The sequence below is a fragment of the Streptomyces hokutonensis genome, assembly GCF_000376565.1.
Classification (GTDB): Bacteria; Actinomycetota; Actinomycetes; order Streptomycetales; family Streptomycetaceae; genus Streptomyces; species Streptomyces hokutonensis.
This window is the reverse complement of the sequence record NZ_BARG01000068.1, coordinates 110,973-130,382: the sequence shown is the minus strand read 5'-3', so window position 1 is coordinate 130,382 and position 19,410 is coordinate 110,973. Positions and strand designations below refer to the sequence as shown.

Below are 19,410 nucleotides of genomic sequence, written 5' to 3'. Positions count from 1 at the left end.
CCGTCCCTGCCAACTGTTGGTCGCCCCACCGGCGATGGCACCCTCACTCGACTGCAGCCAGCGGTAGAACTCCAGCTGCCGGGTCAGAGAGGTACCCCAATCCGCCGCCCCTGTCGCGGACTTGGGCTTCAGATCGGCGTACGAGCTCAACGCGTAGGCGGCCAGGGGGTTTTGGTAGCCCCCGTGCACATGGCTGGACCCGATGCGCCACGCCCAGCCCGCGCTGGTGTCGTTGGCGCCGCCCCAGGCGTAGTACCAGGAGAGCAGGTAGTCGGAGGCGTCCTTGCCGGTGCCGGCCGGGCAGGTGGTCGGTCCGACGCAGTTGCCGATCTTCTTGAAGTACTTGTCGTACATGGCGTAGCGCAGGTAGTCGCCCATCTTCGCGGCCTTGCCGACGGTCGCGGAGACGTCGGCGCCCTTGCCCTGTTCCTTGGCCCAGGTGTCGGCCCAGTACGCGGCCTGCACGGCCCGCGCGTCGGCGTCCGGGGCATCGGTGTACTTCCACTGCTTGGCGTAGGAGGAGTCGCCGGTGAAGAGGTCCAGGTACCCGTTCGTGCCGCCGTACTTGAAGGCGTCGCAGGTCGGCTGCGGCACCGTCTCCCACACGGACTCCTGTGCTCCGCGCTGGAAGGTGTTGATGTACGACGGCCCGCTCGCCGTCGGCCCCGCCTCGCACCCGCCGCCCGGCGTGTCGCCGTAGCCGTAGGTGTTGTCGACGTCCTCCAGCCAGTGCATACCGTAGACGTCGTCCGTACCGTATGCGGTCTTCAGTTCACCGGCGATCGGATCCGGTCCCACCGCCACCGAGGTGTCGAGCTTGGCCGGATACTCGTTCGGTGTGTCCAGCTCGGGCGCGTACGTCGCCGGCTTGGAGGCGTTGTAGAAGGAGTTGGTCGGCTGGTCGGCGTGGGTGGGGATCATGTACTTCTCCATGAGGGCCCAGGCGCCGTTGAACTTCGACCAGTCGCCCGTCACCTTGCCGTACATCGCCTGCAGCCACAGCAGATAGCTGTAGGCCTCCGACGTCGTCTCGTGCCCCTGGTCCGGGGCCTCGACGATCAGGGTCTCCACCGAGTGGTAGGGGATGCCCTGGGGTGAGAAGTAGCCGTTCGCCGGGTTGGTGATCTTCCCGTAGAGGTCCAGGAACCGGGCGTCGTAGGCGTTCGCCGCCGCCAGCTCCGTCACCGTGACCGACGCTTTGGTGAAGCCCGTCGCCGTCGACTCGAACGACGCCGAACCGGTGCCGGACGCGTCGGCCGTGACGGTCACCGTCTGCGCGGTGCTCCAGTTCGACGGCGTGAAGGTGAGCGTCCCGCCGCCGGTGACCGACAACCCGGTGTTGCCGTTCGCGCGGGCCGTCGTGACCGTCACGTTCGATGACGGCTGCGAGGACAGCGACACCGCGTACGTGCCCGACTTCCCCTGCTGGACGCCCAGTTGGGTCGGCGAGGCCACGATCGCGGGTCCCGCGGCGACCGTGATGCCGACCGGCGTGGACGCACCGGACGCGCCCAGGCTGTCGTAGGCCTTCGCCACCAGTGAATGACTGCCCACGGTCAAACCAGAGGCCGAGAGCGAGTACGGCGAGCTCGTGTCCGTGCCGAGCAGCGTGGTGTCGTCGTAGAACTCGACCTTGCTGATCGTCGCGTTGTCGGCCGCCGCCGCGGTCGCCGCGAGCGGGATCGCGGCCCCCTGCGTGTAGATCGCGCCCGTGCTCGGGCTGGTCAGCACCGTGATCGGCGGCTGATGGGCGCCGGCGCAGGTGGTGCCGTTGATCGCGAACGAGGTGGGCGCGGTGTTCGTCCCGCTGTAGCTGAACTGCGCGCCGGTCGAGACCGCGGCGCCCGCGGCGATCGTCCCGTTGTACGACGCGTTCGTCACCGTGACGGCGCTGCCGGACTGGGACCAGGTGCCGTTCCAGCCGTTGCTGAGCTTCTGATTGCCCGCGTAGCTGTACGTCAGGGTCCAGCCGTTGATCGCGTCCGTACCCCGGTTGGTGAGGGTCAGATCCGCGGTGAAGCCGGAGCCCCAGTCGTTGGTCTTGTAGTCCACGCTGCACTGAACTGTCGCCGCCTGAGCGGGAGTTGTGCCCGTCGCGAGCATCGAGACGGGAAGTGCGAGGGCCGCCACGACAGCGGTCCACAGTCGCCGCGTCAAACGGCGTCTCCTTCTGGGGTGCATGTGCTGGTTCCTCCTTGCGGCTCGGAGGGGTGGGGGCGGAGCAGCAACAAGCCTTGAACCAGTGGGAGCGCTCCCATCGTGGGGACGGGGGTGAGAACCGTCAAGGTGCTTACGGAGTCGAAAAGATTCGACAGGCGTGGGTTGGGGGAAAGTCGGCGAAAGTCTGTGACTCCCCTGTCCTTTACCGTCACTTGGCGCTACCTTCCTGGACACCAGTGGGAGCGACTCCATCAGTCGACGCGTCCGTCACGACGCGCCCGAGCTGCAAGGACTCGCTCATGCGACACCCTCCGCGTTCAATGCTTTTAGCCGTCACCGGTGCGGCCGCCCTTGTCGGGGCCATGGTCGTTCCGGTGGTCACGGCGTCCGGCGCCACCCCCGCGTGCACGGTGGAGTACTCGGTCACCAGCCAGTGGGACACCGGATTCCAGGGCGCAGTGCAGATCACGAACAACACGGCACCGGTGACCAGTTGGAGCCTGAGCTTCGACTTCGCCGGCGGCCAGAAGGTCACTCAGGGCTGGAACGCCAAGTGGTCCCAGTCCGCCACGACGGTCACCGCGACCAACGAGAGCTGGAACGGCTCGCTCGGCACCGGCGCGAGCGTGAGCGCCGGCTTCCTCGCCAACTGGTCCGGGAGCAACGCCGTACCGTCCGCTTTCAAGCTCAACGGCACTACCTGCAACGTCGATTCGGAGCCGACACCACCGACCTCGCCGCCTCCGACCTCACCGCCGCCCAGCGGCACCGCACCCGCGCTGCACGTCTCCGGGAACAAGCTCGTGGACGCCGACGGCACCAACCGCCGTCTGCTGGGCGTCAACCGGTCCGGCGGCGAGTTCATGTGCGTCCAGGGCTACGGCATCTGGGACGGTCCGGTGGACGACGCGGCCGTCGCGGCGATCGCCGACTGGAAGGCGAACACGGTCCGCATTCCGCTCAACGAGGAGTGCTGGCTGGGTCTTTCGAACATCAAGCCCGAGTACGCGGGCGCCAACTACATCGCCGCCGTCAAGGACCTGGTGGCGAAGGTCGAGGCGCACGGCATGACACCGATCGTCGAACTGCACTGGACCTACGGCCAGTACACCGGCAACTCGGCGGGCTGCTCCGACGTGCACGCCACCTGCCAGAAGCCGATGCCGGACGCGCAGTACACCCCGTCGTTCTGGTCCTCGGTCGCCAGCACCTTCAAGGCGGATCAGGCCGTCGCGTTCGACCTGTTCAACGAGCCGTATCCGGACCGCGCCACCTCCACGACCACCCAGGCGTGGCAGTGCTGGCGGGACGGCGGCACCTGCCCCGGCATCGGGTACGAAGTCGCCGGTATGCAGGATCTCGTCGACGCCGTACGGTCGACCGGCGCCAAGAACGTGATCATGGCCGGCGGGCTCGCGTACTCGAACGACCTGAGCCAGTGGCTGACGTACAGGCCCACCGACCCGACCGGCAATCTCGTCGCCGCGTATCACGTGTACAACTTCAACACCTGCGCGAGCGAGAGCTGCTGGAACTCCACCCTCGCTCCTGTCTCCGCCCAAGTGCCGCTGGTGGCAGGGGAGATCGGCGAGAACACCTGCTCGCACGCCTTCGTCGACCAGGTCATGAAGTGGTTCGACGACCGCGGGCTCTCGTATCTCGGCTGGACCTGGAACACCTGGGACTGTTCCGCCGGTCCGTCGCTGATCTCCGACTACACCGGTACGCCCACCGCGTACGGCATCGGGCTGCGCGACCACCTGCGCGCCCTCAACGGATAGGCGCCCCGCGCACCAACAGCGCACACCGAACAGCGCACTTCACAGCACTCGCAGCCAACTTCCTTACCAGACAAGGAAACCCGCACTCATGAGCCGTACCAGAACAGCGTTGCTCGCTGCCTTGGTGCTCGTCGCCGGGGCCTCGGGGACGGCGGTCGCCGTCACCCCCGCCGCGGACGCAGGCATCGCCGCGATCCCGTGCAGCGTCGACTACAAGGTGCAGAACCAGTGGGACACCGGCTTCACCGCCGCCGTCACGGTCACCAACAACTCGGCCGCGAAGTCGAGTTGGGCCGTGAAGTGGTCGTACGCCGGGAACCAGAAGGTCACCAGCGGCTGGAACGCGAAGATCAGCCAGAGCGGGACCGCCGTCACGGCGGCCAACGAGACCTACAACGGGAGCCTGCCGACCGGGAGTTCGGTCAGTTTCGGCTTCAACGCCTCCTACAGCGGCACCAACGCGCTCCCGACCGCCTTCACCCTCGACGGCGTGACCTGCAACGTCGACGACGGCAGCGGTGGGGGAGGCGGCGGTGGCGGCACCGATCCCGGTACGCGGGTCGACAACCCGTACGCGGGCGCCAAGGTGTACGTGAACCCGGAGTGGTCCGCGAAGGCCGCCGCCGAGACCGGCGGCAGCCGGATCTCCAACCAGCCCACCGGTGTCTGGCTCGACCGTATCGCCGCCATCAACGGCGTCAACGGCGGCCTGGGTCTGCGCGCCCACCTCGACGCGGCGCTCGCGCAGAAGGGCAGCGGCGAGGAGGTCGTCCAGCTCGTCGTCTACGACCTGCCCGGACGCGACTGCGCGGCCCTCGCCTCCAACGGCGAACTCGGCCCGACCGAAATCGGCCGCTACGAAAGCGAGTTCATCGACCCGATCGCCGCGATCCTCGCCGACAGCAAGTACGCCTCGCTGCGGATCGTCACCACGATCGAGATCGACTCGCTGCCCAACCTCGTGACCAACACCGGCAGCAAGGCCACCGCCACCCCGCAGTGCGACACCATGCTCGCCAACGGCAACTACGTGAAGGGCGTCGGATACGCGCTGAACAAGCTGGGCGCGATCCCCAACGTCTACAACTACATCGACGCCGGCCACCACGGCTGGCTGGGCTGGGACGACAACTTCGCCCCCTCCGCGAACCTCTTCTACCAGGCCGCCAACGCCGAGGGCGCGACCGTCAACGACGTCGCCGGCTTCATCACCAACACGGCGAACTACAGCGCCCTGAAGGAGAACAACTTCACCATCAACGACAGCGTCAACGGCGTCTCCGTGCGCCAGTCCAAGTGGGTCGACTGGAACCGCTACGTCGACGAGCTGTCGTACGCCCAGGCGTTCCGCAACCAGTTGGTGTCGGTCGGCTTCAACTCCGGTATCGGCATGCTGATCGACACGTCCCGCAACGGCTGGGGCGGCTCGGCCCGGCCTACCGGTCCGGGCGCGACGACCAGTGTGGACACGTACGTCGACGGCGGCCGCTACGACCGCCGGATCCAGGTCGGCAACTGGTGCAACCAGTCCGGAGCCGGGGTGGGCGAGCGTCCGCAGGCCGCCCCCGCGACCGGGATCGACGCCTATGTGTGGATGAAGCCGCCGGGTGAGTCGGACGGCTCCAGCACCGCCATCGCCAACGACGAGGGCAAGGGCTTCGACCGCATGTGCGACCCGACGTACACGGGCAACGCCCGCAACGGCAACAACATGTCGGGCGCGCTGCCGAACGCCCCGCTGTCCGGGCACTGGTTCTCGGCGCAGTTCCAGCAGCTGATGGCGAACGCGTATCCGCCGCTGTAGATCGCATACAGAAATCGTCCACGGTAGACGCAGACGGTGATCGTGTAACGCATCGCACATGGCATACACCCCCGCGCCCCTTCACGAAAACGGGGCGCGGGGGTCACCCCTCCCGGGCCAGCCCCCGGCGGATCGCGAACTCCACCGCCGAGTAGTCGCCGTCCGGACGGTCCAGCTCGAAGGGGACCGCCGGCATCAGCGGTGGCTGCGCCAGGAAACGCGGTCGGGTGCCGTGGTTCGGCTGGGCCGCGTGGACCAGGAAGGGATGGCACAGGTACACGTCACCGGGGCTGCCGGTGGCGTACGCGAGCGGGCGGTGGTCGGTGGCCTCGACCAGACGCGGGGCGATCTCCAGACCGGACACCCCCGCCTCGCCGTACGCTTCCAGGAGCGGCGGTACGTCGAGATGCGAGCCGACGCGGATGCGGGTCGGTGCGTTGTCCTCGGTCACCTCGGTGAACAGGAACAGCATCAACAGCGCCCGGTCCCGCGAGCGCAGATTGACGTACCCCCAGGTCTCGCCCTCGGGGGTGTAGCTCCCGTCGATGTGCCAGCCGGCGTCGTCGGGTTCGTCCTCGTGCGGGAAGCGCAGCGGGAACGCGCCCAGGCCGTAGCGGGACGCCCAGCGTCCCTCGCCGACCAGGAGGTCGAACGCCTCGTGCAGCGCGGGGGAGTTGGCGGCCGCGGCGAACGGGCCCTGGCCCATGCCCGGTACCCAGACGACGGGGTCCTTCCAGGTGCCGGGATCGTCGGCGTCGTAGCCCGTCTCCCGCCACAGCAGCCGCGCGCAGTCGGCGGCGACGCGCGGCGGGAAGGCGCCCTCGATCTTCACGAACCCGTCTTCGATGAAGCGTTCCAACAGCACGTCGTCCATACGGGCATGGTCGGCGACCGGCAGCCCACATCGCATCCGATTTTTTGCCGCTTCGGCAACGGAAGTGGCCCCCCGACGGTGCGTCGGCGCAGGCTTGCGGCACCCGGAGGAGAGGCTGACCACCATGGCGCACGAGCACGACGAGAAGCACGCCCACCACGACGAGCACGCCCACCACCACGACCACACCGACATCGACTGGGCCGTCATGGGCCCCCTGCTGGAGACCCAGGCGGAGTTGTTCGCGCCGCTGTACGAGCGGGCCATGGCCTGGCTGGCGAAGGAGCGGACCGACCCGGGGCTGATCGTCGACGCGGGCAGCGGGCCGGGTGTGGTCGCGTGTCTGTTCGCGGAGACGTTCCCGGGCGCGCGGGTCGTGGCGGTGGACGGTTCCGGACCGCTTCTGGAACGGGCCAAGGCCCGCGCCGAGCGGCTGGGCCACGGTGACCGCTTCGGCACGCTCACCGGTGAACTGCCGGATGTCCTGGGCGAGTTGGAGTACCCGGCCGACCTGCTGTGGGCCAGTCGCAGCCTGCATCACCTCGGTGACCAGCGCGCAGGGCTGGCCGCGTTCGCGCAGCGGCTCGCCCCGGGCGGCACGCTCGCCATCATGGAGGGCGGGCTGCCCTCCCGGTTCCTGCCGCGCGACTTCGGCATCGGCCGCCCGGGCCTGGAGGCGCGGATCGACGCGATCGAGGCCGAGTGGTTCGCGCAGATGCGCGCCGATCTCCCCGGCGCCGTCACCGAGACCGAGGACTGGTCCGCCCTCCTGACCTCGGCGGGCCTGAAGTACACCGGCAGCCGCAGCTTCCTCCTCGACCTGCCCGCCCCGGCCCCGGACCGGGTCCGCGCCTATGTCGCGACCTGGCTGACCCGGGTCCGTGACGTCTACGGCGAGGCCCTGGGCGCCGAGGACCGGGCCACCCTCGACCGGCTGGTCGACCCGCAGGACCCGGCCGGTGTGCACCGGCGCGCCGATGTGTTCGTGCTCGCCGCGCACACCGTGCACACAGCGGTGCGGCCGGTGTGAACGGCCTGTGATCTCGGCGGCTTGACTTCGAGAGTGCTCAAGATGATGAACTGCCCTTCCGGAAACGCGGAGTTCACCGAACCACGGGGGGCCTCAACACCATGAACGACAACTCTCACGTCGCGCTCATAACCGGCGGCGGCAGCGGGATCGGCGCGGCCGTCGCGAGACAACTCCTCAGCGCGGGCGGCCGGGTGGCCGTCACGGGCCGCAGCGAGCAGCGGCTGCACGCCTTCGCCGGTCAACTGGGACACCCCGCGGGCCTGTTGACGATTCCCGGCAGCGCCTCCGAGTACGACCAGGTGCAGGCCGCCGTGGAGACGACGCTGAAACAGTTCGGGCGGCTCGACGCGGTCGTCGCCAACGCCGGTGTCGCCACGCACGATTCGGTCGCGGAGGGCGACCCGGCCGGGTGGACCGAGATGGTGCTGACCAACGTTCTCGGTCCCGCCCTCCTGATCCGGGCGTCCGTCGACGCGCTGAAGCAGACGCACGGCCGGATCGTGCTGATCGGCAGCGTCGCCGGGTTCGTGCACACGCCCGGCAACATCTACGGCGCCACCAAGTGGGCGATGACCGGTCTCGCCGAGAACACCCGGCGCGAGGTCACGGAGTTCGGCATCGGGGTGACGCTGATCGCGCCGGGCCGGGTGGAGACCCCGTTCTGGGACGGCAACGGCAGCCCGCCGCCCGGCCGTCTGCTCACCGCCGACCACATCGCCGACACGATCCTGTGGGCGATCCGCCAGCCCGCCGGCGTCGACATCAACACCGTGGTCGTACGGCCGATCGGACAGCCCAACTGACGCAGCCGCCTCAACTCGTCAAGAGGAAAGGCCCGTTGCCGCGACCGACCGATCGTGGCAACGGGCCTCGTGGCAACGGGCCTCAGCCGCAGGCTAGTTGTTCTGCAGGAATGTCTTCGCCAACTGGTCGCCCAGCGAGACCGCCGCGCTGTGGCTCTCGATGGGGGAGACCGTCGAGTTCTTGAACAGGATGTACGTCACGCCGGAGTCGGCGCCGCCGGTCGCCGGGTCGGGGTCGATGCCGAGGGCCTTGGCGGTGGCGTACGAGGCCTCGCCGATGATGTTGGTGGGGCCGGTGTCGCCGACGACGGCGTACTCGACCTTGTTGTTGTAGATCACGGCGACCACACCGCCGCCCTTGATGCCGTAGCTGGAGTACTTCCAGATGCTGCTGGAGCTGGGCACCACGATGTAGGGCAGCGAATCCGCCTTCAGGGGCTGGCCGTTGGACTGGTGGAACGCGGTGTCGTCCTGGTACCAGGGGTCGGCGTTCTCGTTGCAGTTCGTGGTGCGCTGGCCGTCGCAGTCGATGTCCATGTCGGCCTTCCAGAACACGGCGCCGTTCTTGCCGCAGACCGGGATGGTGGCCGAGGTCTCGTCGTCGGTGCGGTACTTGCCGTTCGATATCTGCGAGCAGGACGTCACCTTGGAGAGCAGGTCGGCCGCGCTGACCGTGCCCTCCTGGGCGGACTTCGGGGTGGCGCCGGAGGTGGCGCTCGCGGGGAGCACTCCGGCGGCGAGCAGGGCGGCGCCTGAGGCCGCGGCGAGGGTCAGTGTTCGGATGCGCACTGTGGGGGACCCTTCTGTTAGGAAAGTTTCCTTACCGGGTGCGCAACAAGGTGGCCCATAGGCATGCCCGCGTCAAGACCCTGGTCCGAACCAAGTGACGCGAAGCGCCCCGGAGTTGGACTCCGGGGCGCTTCGTACTACCTGCGGTTCAAGCCCAGTGCCTTGGTTTCAGGCCGCGTTGAACGTCGACGGGTCGGGACCCAGCCGCCGGTCCTCGTTGAGCGCGCTGATCGCCGCGAGGTCCTCGGTGTCCAGGCTGAAGTCGAAGACCTCGATGTTCTCCTTGATCCGCGACGGCGTCACGGACTTGGGGATCACCACGTTGCCGAGCTGGATGTGCCAGCGCAGCACGATCTGGGCCGGAGTGCGGCCGTGCTTCTGCGCGATGGCGACGATCGCCGGCACCTCCAGCAGGCCCCGGCCCGAGCCGAGCGGCGACCAGGCCTCGGTCGCGATGCCCTGCTCCGCCTGGTACTCGCGCCCGGCCCGCTGCTGGAGCTGCGGGTGCAGCTCGATCTGGTCGACCGCCGGGATGACCGAGGTCTCCGCGATCAGCCGCTCCAGGTGGTCGGGTTCGAAGTTGGAGACGCCGATGGCGCGCACCCGGCCGTCCGCGTGCAGCTTCTCGAACGCCTTGTAGCTGTCGACGTACTTGTCCCGGGCCGGGGTGGGCCAGTGGATCAGATACAGATCCAGGTACTCCAGGCCGAGCTTCTCCAGCGACACGTCGAAGGCGCGCAGGGTGGCGTCGTACCCCTGGTCGGCGTTCCAGAGCTTGGTGGTGACGAAGAGCTCCTCGCGCGGGACGCCGGAGGAGGCGATGGCCTTTCCGGTGCCCTCTTCGTTGCCGTAGATCGCAGCCGTGTCGATGCTGCGGTACCCGGCCTCCAGTGCCGTGGCCACCGCCCGCTCCGCCTCGTCGTCCGGCACCTGCCAGACGCCGAAGCCCAGCTGGGGCATCTCGACACCGTTGTTGAGGATGATCGGGGGGACCTTGCTGCTCACGAGCTCTCGATCCTTCAGTCGTCGGGTGGGTACTCCCCATCGTCAACGATCACGGGCCGCGGTGCATTCCTGACCGCGAAATCCGTCCGGACCCACCGGTGGATCGGTGCGCTCGGTCGAAGATTGGCGAGAAATGCATCCGACCTTTTTCGGTCCGGACCATTGACCGCGGACTGTCGTGCCGCAACCCTGAAACACGCCGCCGGACGCGTCCGTGAACGCGATACGTGCATGTGAACGCTTGCACCTGTCGGGACTCCGAGACCCCCACTCCTCAGGAGAGCAGGTATGCGCACACCACCAGCCCGCCGCCCAGGTTTCTGTAGACAGCGCACCGTATGCAGGAAACATCGGATGAAAAGGTGTGGTGAAGGCCTCCTGGGCCACGGTCGCGCACGGCATGCGGGCCGGCGACGGCGGGCGGGTGTCTCTTCGCTCGAACCGACTGATCAGTCGGTCAATAGACCACGAACCGATCGGTTGGTCAACAGCCCAGGAAAGGGAGGAACATGAGACGCCGACGACTGCGAGCGGCCCTGACCGCGGCAGCCCTCGCCACCGCCACCCTGACCGGAGCGGCTCCGCCGCTCGAAACGGCGGTGGCGGCGAGCCGCCCGACCGCCGCGCCCGACTGGTCCGTGGCCGTCGTCGACTCCACGACGGCCCGCTACACACCGAGCACCATCGGCGGCTGGTCCTACCCGGTCGGCCTCTACCTCTACGGCCAGTACCTCACGTACAAGCGCACCCACGACGCCCGCTATCTGACCTACATCAAGAGCTACGTCGACCGTTTCGTGAAGAGCGACGGCTCGATCGACCAGTCCTTCAACAGCCTCGACAGCATGCAGGCCGGCCGCCTCCTGGTGATCCTGCACCACGAGACCGGCCAGGACCGCTACCGCAAGGCCGCCAAGAAGATCCGCGACCGCCTCGACACCTACCCGCGCACGAGCGACGGCGGCTTCTGGCACGCCGACAGCAGCAGCCGCGCCCATCAACTCTGGGCGGACGGCGTCTACATGGTGAACCCGTTCCTCGTCGAGTACGGCAAGGAGTTCGGCGACAGCGCCTCCACGAACGACGAGGCCTCCAAGCAGCTCTACGTCTACGGCAGTCATCTCCAGGTCCCGAACGGCCTGTTGAAGCACGCCTACGACGAGTCGCGCACCGCGAGCTGGGCCGACCCGGCGACCGGACTCGCGCCGGAGCACTGGTGCCGCGCGGTCGGCTGGTACGCGATGGCGATCACCAATGTCCTCGACGCACTCCCCGCAGACCACCCTCGGCGGCCCCAACTCCTCTCCATCTTCCGGCGGTTGGCGGCCGGACTCGAGAAGTACCAGGACCCGGCGACCGGCCGCTGGTTCCAGGTCATGGACAAGGGCGCCCGCGGCGACAACTGGACCGAGACCTCCTGCTCCAGCATGTTCACCTACGCCCTCTCGCGCGGCGCCCAACAGGGCTACCTCGACCGGCACTTCGCCGACGTCGCCAGGCGCGGCTACGAAGGAGTCCTCGCCCGCCTCTCGGTCGGCACCGATGGCCGCACCGACCTCAGCGACATCTCCATCGGCACCAACGTCGGCGATTACGCGTACTACGTCGGCCGCACCCGGGCCACCAACGACTTCCACGGCCTGGGCGCCTTCCTGATCATGAACGAACAACTGCGAGGTGATTAGTGTCATGAGCACGTCCAGAAGGGCGGTTCTCGGAGCCGCCCTCGGCGGCGCGGGCGGCGCGGCGGTCGGCCTGACCGCCGCCACTCCCGCGCACGCCACCTCCGCACACACCACTCCCGCGCCCGCCGCCTCCTGGCAGCAGAAGTGGGCGCCGACCGCGAGCGGTGACGGTCTCGGCGCGTTCGAGACCGTCGAGGACGACCGCGCCGACTCGCACCCGGCCGGGCACCCGCACATCTACGCCACCGGCAACAACTGGCGCTTCACCATGCATACGGTCGACCGTGACACGTCGACCGACCGGCAGCGCCAGGAGGTCACCGGGCTGCGCACCGGCAGCAGCAGCTACCTCAAGTGGACCCAGGGGCAGACCTGGCGGATCACGTACTCGATGTACATCCCCAGCTCCCTGAAGGCGACCACGACCTTCACGCACATCATGCAGATGAAGCAGCCCGGCAACGGCACCTCGCCGATCGTCGTGCAGTCCCTGCGGCGGGTGAACGGCGTGCAGACCATCGAGCTGAACCTGCCGATCGCCGGTGTCCTGGTCGGCCGTACCGGCCTCGATCCGCTGCACGACCGCTGGACCGACGTCGACTTCCAGATCAAGGTCGGCAACGGCATGGCCGGTTCGGTCCGCTGGATCCTCAAGTCCGGTTCCACGACCGTGATCGACGAGTCGAGGACCGGCGTCGACACCTTCCTCGCCGACCGCGTCCGCCCCAAGTGGGGCATCTACCGCTCCCTCGGCGACACCTCCGGGTCCCTTCAGGACACCTACCTCCTGCTCACCGATCTCCGCGGCTACCAACTCGTGTGAGGAGCCCGTTCCGTGAAACCCCCCACGAAGTCCCGCATGAAGTCCCGTATGAAACCACCGATGTACAAACGGAGTTGGGCGGCGAGCGTGTTCTTCGCGTTCGCCGTCGTCCTCGGCCTCGCCCACCCCTCGGCCCTCGCGGCGGCACCTCCCGCGACGCCGGGCCGTTCCGCCGCCGTCTACGACGTACGCGACTACGGAGCCAAGGGCGACGGCTCCGCCAATGACACCCCGGCCGTCAACAAGGCCATCACAGCCGCCAATTCGGCCGGCGGCGGCACGGTCCGCTTCCCCGCCGGCACCTACAAGTCCAAGAACACCATCCACATGAAGAGCAACGTGACGCTCCAGGTCGACACCGGCGCCACGATCCAGGGCTCGTCCGCCGACACCTACGACGCCCCCGAGGCCAACCCGTACGACCAGTACCAGGACTACGGGCACAGCCACTTCCACAACGCGATGATCTACGGCGACCGGCTCACGAACATCGGCTTCGTCGGCGGCGGGGTCATCGACGGGCTCGGCAACCTGATCACCGGCAACCCCAAGTCCGGCGAGGCGGACAAGATCCTTTCGCTGACGCGCTGCGACGGACTCCGGATCGGCGACGGCCTCACCCTGCGCCGGGGCGGCCACTTCGCCGCGCTGATCAACGGCTGCACCAACGTCACCTCGGACCGGCTGACCATCGACACCGCGAGCGACCGCGACGGCTGGAACATCATCTCCACGACCAATGTCACCGTCACCAACGCCGGCATCAAGGCGAACGACGACGCCCTCGTCTTCAAGAGCGACTACGCGCTCGGCGCCAAACTCCCCAACGGCCATGTGCGCGTGAGTGATTCGTATCTGTCGGCCAAGTGCTGCAACGCGCTGATGTTCGGCTCCGAGACCTGCGGCGACTTCTCGGACTACCAGTTCCAGAAGATCCGGATCGAGGGCGCGGACAAGTCCGGCCTCGGCATGGTCTCCATGGACGGCGCGAAGATCTCCGACGTCCACTACCGCGACATCACCATGACCGGCGTCCACTCGCCGATCATGGAGAAGATCGGCACACGGAAGCGCTGCGGCAACAGTCCGGGCGTCGGTTCGATCAGCGATGTCACGTACGACAACATCACGGCCACCGGCAACAGCCCCTCCTTCAGCCCGACCCTGTGGGGCGAGACCGGCCACCGGATCAGCGGGATCACGTTCACGAACGTCGACATCACCGTCCCCGGCGGCAACGGCACCATGTCCACCGGCGTGCCGGGCAACGACCCCAAGGACTACAACCCGAAGGCCATCGGCACCAGGCCGGCCTACGGCTGGTACCTGCACAACGCCGACAACGTCCAATTCACCGACAGCTCAGTGAAGTTCGCCGCGAACGACGGCCGGCCCGCGGTCATCGCCAACGCGGCGAGCGGCATCCGCTTCACCGGCTTCACCGCACAACGGGGCACCGACTCGCCCTACGACCTGGGCTTCCAGGACGTGACCGGCTACTGCGTCAGCGGCGCCGGCGCACCACGCGTCTCCAGCACCGGCTCCACCGAGAACTGCGCGGCCGGCGTAGCCGGTGCGACGGGCGCGGGCAGCCGAGTCGGCACGACCGCGAGCACCCGCCCGCCCGGTGCCGCCGCCCGCCCGCTCGACCTGGAGAACCCCCGCCAGGACTTCCTCCGAGGTTCCGTCGGCGGCCTCTTCCTGCACTGGGGCCTGCGCACCGCGCCCGCCCACACCAGTTGCACCGCCTGGGAGAACGACGTCACGAACGGCGGCTGGACCCCCGACTACTGGATCAACGAGGCCCGGAAACTGCATACGCAGTACCTCGTACTGGCGACCTTCCACAGCCGCCTCGGCTACGCCCGCCCCTGGCCCTCGAAGATCCCCGGTTCCTGCTCCACCAAGCGGGACTTCCTCGGTGAACTGATCACCGCCGCGAAGGCCAAGGGCATGAAGGTCGTCCTCTACATGACCGACGACCCGCAGTGGCACGACGAGGGCGGCCACGAGTGGCTCGACTCGGCCGCCTACTCCGCCTACAAGGGCCAGAACGTCGACCTGACCACCCGCGACGGCTTCGGGCAGTTCAGCTACGACAACTTCTTCGAGGTCATGGACCGCTATCCCGACCTCGGCGGCTTCTGGATCGACAACGACAACGCGTACTGGGAGAGCCACGACCTCTACCAGCAGATCTACCAGAAGCGCCCCAACTACACGCTCAGCAACAACAACGAAGACACGCCGATCATGGACATGATCAGCAATGAGCAGAAGACGGGAATGTCGCCCGCATACGATTACCCGCAGGCTGTATACACCGCCCAACCCCGCCTGACGGAAGCCGACTTCAAGCTCCCGTCCACCGGCGCCTGGTGGTACGACGGTTCCGACCCGGCCGTCGACCGGATGCTGACCCTCGGCCGTCTCGTCACCAACGCGGGCTCCTCGGTGAAGGCGCTGATGGCGGAGACCGCTCAGGTCAACGGGAAGTTCCCGGCCAACCAGGCCGCCTTCAACACCTTCGCGAACTCCTACCTCGACCCCATCTGGGAATCCCTGCACGGCACCGAGGGCGGCGGCTACATGTACGGCGGCCTCAAACCCGGCTTCTGGAACGACGGCGCCCACGGCGTCACCACCATCAACCGTACGAACCCCGACCTCCAGTACATCCACGTCCTGACCCCGCCCACCACCAGCACCCTGCGCGTCCGCGACAACGGGTACCGCATCGCCTCCGTCACCAACCTCCGTACCGGGGCGCCGATTTCGTGGTCCCAGTCCGGCGGAGTGCTCACGCTCGGCGGGCTCGGCGGCTGGGACCCGTACGACACCGTCTTCAGGGTCACCACCGCCGGCCGCCAGGGCATCCTGTCCGGTGTCACCGTGAGCGCGAGCGCCTCGGCGAGCGGCCACGCGGGATCGGCCGCGGGGGACGGGAGTTACCTCACCTACTGGGACAACGGCAAGACGCTGCCCGTCAACCTCACCTTCGACCTGGGCAGTTCGAAGAAGGCGCAGTACATCGGGCTCAACCAGCGCGAGGACTCCGTGGCCTACGCCCGCTCCGACACCGAGCAGTCGGCGCGGATCAAGGCGTACAAGGTGTTCCTCAGCAACGACGGCACCACCTGGGGGAGCGCGGTCAAGACCGGCGAGCTGCCAAGTCGCCGCGGAATACAGGGCATTGACCTCACCGCGGCCAACGCCCGCTACGTCCGCCTCGAAGTCGACTCCACCTGGGCCGCGTCCACCGACACCACCCGCTACAAGCGGCTGCGGATCGACGAGGCGTGGATCGGCACGTCCTACGCGACCCCCGCGACCCTCACCCCCATGTCGGACAACGGCCAGTCCCTGCGCCCCGCCATGGGCTGGAGCAGCTGGAGCTACGTCCGCCGCACGCCCACCGAGGCGAAGATCAAGGCCCAGGCCGACGCCCTGGTGGCGAGCGGCCTCAACAACCACGGCTTCGTGTACGTCAACCTCGACGACTTCTGGCAGAAGTGCGACGCCAACGGCTTCACCGTCGACTCCTACGGCCGTTGGGCCGTCGACCCGGCCAAGTTCCCTTCCGGGATCAAGGCGTTGGCCGACTACATCCACTCCAAGGGACTCAAGTTCGGCTTCTACGTCACCCCGGGCATCGCCAAGAACGCGGTCACCGCGAACACCCCGATCGAGGGCACCTCGTACCACGCGAAGGACATCGCGGACACGACCAGGACCGAGAAGAACTACAACTGCAAGAACATGTACTACATCGACTACGGGAAGCCGGGCGCGCAGGAGTTCGTCAACTCGTGGGCCAAGCAGTTCGCTTCCTGGGGTGTCGACTACCTGAAGATCGACGGTGTGGGCAGCGCCGACATCCCGGACGTCCAGGCGTGGGACAAGGCGCTGCGGGCGAGCGGACGGCCCGTCAACTTCGCGCTCTCCAACAACCTTCCGATCGCGGACGCCGCCACCTGGCGCCAGTACGCGAACAGTTGGCGCACCCAGGGCGACGTCGAGTGCTACTGCGGACCGGGCGCCAACGGCAGCGGCTATCCGCTCACCGACTGGTCGCACGTCTCCGCCCGCTTCAACACGGCCGCGTCCTGGCAGCCGTACGCCGGGCCGGGCGGCTGGAACGACCTGGACTCCCTGGAGGTCGGCAACGGCGACCAGGTGGGACTGACGGCCGACCAGCGGCGCTCGCACTTCACCTTGTGGGCGATGGCCGGCTCGCCCCTGCTGCTCGGCACCGACCTCACCCACCTCGACACCGTCGACAAGGCAATGCTCACCAACGACCGTCTCATCGGCGTCGATCAGGACGGCGTCGCCGCGAAACGGGTGGTGAACAGCGGTGTGAAGCAGGTCTGGAGCAAACGCGAGAGCGACGGCGCCTACGTGGTCGCGCTGTTCAACACCGGTACGTCCGGCAGCGCGACGGTCTCCGTGAACTGGTCGCAGGTCGGCTTCACCGGCTCCGGTGACGTCACCGACCTCTGGTCCGGCTCCCACAAGGGCACGATCGCGGACTCGTACAGCGCGACGCTGCGGCCGGGCGAGACCCGCCTGATCCGGGTGAACCCGGTCGACGACGGACTGAGGGGACAGTCATGAAACGCGACAGAATCCTGGCGTGGGGCCTCTCCCTGGCCCTCGCCGTGCCGCTCGCCGGACTCACCGGCCCCACCGCGCAAGCCGCGAGCACCGACTACCAGGCCGAGGACGCCACCGTCGTCCAGGGCACCGTGGCCACCAACCACACCGGCTACACGGGCACCGGCTTCGTCGACTACACCAACGTCACCGGTTCCTATGTGGAGTTCACGGTGAGCGCCGCCGCCACCGGTACCGCCTCGGTCGCCCTGCGCTACGCCAACGGCACCGCCGTCGACCGCCCGTTGGACATCTCCGTCAACGGTACGGTCGTCGCGCCCGCCGTCTCCTTCCCGGCCACCGCCGACTGGAACACCTGGGCCACGAAGACCGCGAACGTCCCGCTGACGGCCGGTACCGACAAGATCAGGGCGACCGCGACCACCGCGAACGGCGGCCCCAACCTCGACCGCATCGGCGTCGGCACCGCGGCCGACGCACAGGCCCCGACCCGCCCCGGGCAGCCGAGTTGCTCGGACATCGGCGAGGACGGCCTCACGCTGAGCTGGGGCGCCTCGACCGACAACGTGGGCGTCACGACGTACGACCTCTACGAGCACGGCAACAAGATCGGTGAGGCGCCCGGGAGTTCGACGAGCAAGACCCTCACCGGGCTCGCCCCGAACACCACCTACGACCTCACCGTCATCGCCCGGGACGCGGCCGGGAACACCTCGCCCGCCAGCCCGGTCGTCGACTGCACGACGAAACCCAGCTCCGACACCACTCCACCCACCCGGCCCGGTACTTTGTCGACCGCCGACATCACATCGAATACCGTCGACCTCGCCTGGGGCGCCTCCACCGACGACCGTGCGGTCATCGCATACGACATACGCAGCGGGGACACCGTCTACAAGACGGTCACCGCCGGCACCTCGACCACCCTCACCGGCCTCGCCTGCGACAGCCCGTACACGCTGAACGTCGTAGCCCGGGACGCGGCCGGCAACCTCTCCGAACCGAGCAACACCGTCACCTTCACGACCAAGGCCTGCGCGGGCGACGGCGGTGTTCCCTCGTCCATCGCGACGCTCTCCACCGGCTGGACCATCCCGTGGGGCACGTACTGGATGCCCGACGGCCAGAGCGCCCTCGTCACCGAGCGGGACGACTTCCGGGTCTGGAAGACGACCAAGGACGGCACCCGGACCCAGGTCGGCACGGTGCCCAACGCGGTCACCACCAACGGCGAGGGCGGCCTCCTCGGCGTCGCCGTAGACCCGAAGTGGGCCACCAACCACTACGTGTACTTCATGCACACCGCCTCCGAGGGCAACCGCGTCGTCCGCATGACGTACGACGGCACCACCCTCACCGGCTACACCGTCCTCCTCCAGGGCATCAAGAAGAACCGCTACCACAACGGCGGCCGCCTCGCCTTCGGCCCCGACGGCTACCTCTACGTCTCCACCGGCGAGGCCCAGACCCCCGACCTCGCCCAGGACAAGACCTCCCTCAACGGCAAGATCCTGCGCATGACGACGGACGGGAAACCGGCGCCCGGCAACCCGTTCGGCAACTACGTCTACTCGTACGGCCATCGCAACCCGCAGGGCCTCGCCTTCGACCGCAACGGCCGCCTGTGGGAGGCGGAGTTCGGCAACAGCTCCAAGGACGAACTCAACCTCATCAAGCCGGGCGCGAACTACGGCTGGCCCACCTGCGAAGGGACGTGCAGCGTCGCCGGCATGACCAACCCGAAGGCCACCTGGAACGTCAACGAGGCCTCGCCCAGCGGCATCGCGATCGTCCGCAACGTCGTCTACATGGCGTCCCTGCGCGGCGAACGCCTGTGGCGCATCCCGATCAACGGCGACACCGAGAACGTCGGCACCCCGACCGCGTACTACGTCGGAACGTACGGACGTCTGCGCACCGTCACCAAGGTCCCCGGCGCCGACCAGCTGTGGCTGTCCACCACCAACTGCGACAACAACGGCAACCAGCCCGACGGCTCCGACAAGCTCTTCCGCGTCAATATCGGTTAGGACGGG

12 protein-coding genes are annotated in these 19,410 nt (G+C 68.2%); 8 read left to right on the top strand and 4 right to left on the bottom strand.

From position 1 onward, the window contains the following. Nucleotides 1–2,181 (bottom strand): glycoside hydrolase family 48 protein (locus SSP08S_RS39115; RefSeq protein WP_043260048.1); only part of this gene is annotated, 2,181 nt, incomplete at its 3' end. A 278-nt stretch (nucleotides 2,182–2,459) separates the two neighbouring features. Between SSP08S_RS39115 and SSP08S_RS39110 the strand changes: the two genes are divergently transcribed. Then, a complete protein-coding gene (locus SSP08S_RS39110) occupies nucleotides 2,460–3,941 on the top strand; it encodes a cellulase family glycosylhydrolase (protein WP_026179224.1) in 1,482 nt (493 codons plus the stop codon). Nucleotides 3,942–4,029: 88 nt separating this feature from the next. Then, complete coding sequence (locus SSP08S_RS39105; RefSeq protein WP_026179223.1) at nucleotides 4,030–5,745, top strand: glycoside hydrolase family 6 protein; 1,716 nt, start codon at nucleotides 4,030–4,032, stop codon at nucleotides 5,743–5,745. A 103-nt stretch (nucleotides 5,746–5,848) separates the two neighbouring features. On the opposite strand, the gene SSP08S_RS39100 is transcribed toward SSP08S_RS39105, so the two are convergent. Further along, the gene (locus SSP08S_RS39100; protein ID WP_019073100.1) at nucleotides 5,849–6,619 is read right to left on the bottom strand and encodes a phytanoyl-CoA dioxygenase family protein; all 771 of its coding nucleotides are present in this window, start codon (nucleotides 6,617–6,619) and stop codon (nucleotides 5,849–5,851) included. Nucleotides 6,620–6,743: 124 nt separating this feature from the next. On the opposite strand from SSP08S_RS39100, the gene SSP08S_RS39095 reads away from it, so the two are divergent. Next, complete coding sequence (locus SSP08S_RS39095) at nucleotides 6,744–7,649, top strand: class I SAM-dependent methyltransferase (RefSeq protein WP_019073099.1); 906 nt, start codon at nucleotides 6,744–6,746, stop codon at nucleotides 7,647–7,649. A gap of 101 nt (nucleotides 7,650–7,750) precedes the next feature. Beyond that, the gene (locus SSP08S_RS39090) at nucleotides 7,751–8,455 is read left to right on the top strand and encodes an SDR family oxidoreductase (protein ID WP_019073098.1); all 705 of its coding nucleotides are present in this window, start codon (nucleotides 7,751–7,753) and stop codon (nucleotides 8,453–8,455) included. A 93-nt stretch (nucleotides 8,456–8,548) separates the two neighbouring features. Here SSP08S_RS39090 and SSP08S_RS39085 read toward each other — a convergent pair whose 3' ends face one another. Next, on the bottom strand, nucleotides 8,549–9,244 hold the full coding sequence (locus tag SSP08S_RS39085) for a glycoside hydrolase family 75 protein (RefSeq protein WP_019073097.1): 696 nt from the start codon (nucleotides 9,242–9,244) through the stop codon (nucleotides 8,549–8,551). Nucleotides 9,245–9,412: 168 nt separating this feature from the next. Further along, nucleotides 9,413–10,249, bottom strand: a complete 837-nt coding sequence (locus tag SSP08S_RS39080) for an aldo/keto reductase (protein WP_019073096.1) — start codon at nucleotides 10,247–10,249, stop codon at nucleotides 9,413–9,415. Between the two features lie 509 nt (nucleotides 10,250–10,758). On the opposite strand from SSP08S_RS39080, the gene SSP08S_RS39075 reads away from it, so the two are divergent. The 4 genes from SSP08S_RS39075 to SSP08S_RS39060 are packed head-to-tail and all read left to right on the top strand — an operon-like array spanning nucleotide 10,759 to nucleotide 19,404. Further along, complete coding sequence (locus SSP08S_RS39075; protein ID WP_019073095.1) at nucleotides 10,759–11,934, top strand: glycoside hydrolase family 88/105 protein; 1,176 nt, start codon at nucleotides 10,759–10,761, stop codon at nucleotides 11,932–11,934. A 4-nt stretch (nucleotides 11,935–11,938) separates the two neighbouring features. Continuing rightward, complete coding sequence (locus SSP08S_RS39070) at nucleotides 11,939–12,757, top strand: hypothetical protein (RefSeq protein WP_019073094.1); 819 nt, start codon at nucleotides 11,939–11,941, stop codon at nucleotides 12,755–12,757. A gap of 12 nt (nucleotides 12,758–12,769) precedes the next feature. Continuing rightward, nucleotides 12,770–17,374, top strand: a complete 4,605-nt coding sequence (locus tag SSP08S_RS61300; RefSeq protein WP_245608042.1) for a glycosyl hydrolase family 28 protein — start codon at nucleotides 12,770–12,772, stop codon at nucleotides 17,372–17,374. After that, the gene (locus SSP08S_RS39060) at nucleotides 17,371–19,404 is read left to right on the top strand and encodes a PQQ-dependent sugar dehydrogenase (protein WP_019073092.1); all 2,034 of its coding nucleotides are present in this window, start codon (nucleotides 17,371–17,373) and stop codon (nucleotides 19,402–19,404) included. The genes SSP08S_RS61300 and SSP08S_RS39060 overlap by 4 nt, the downstream gene beginning before the upstream one ends. Nucleotides 19,405–19,410: the final 6 nt, after the last annotated feature.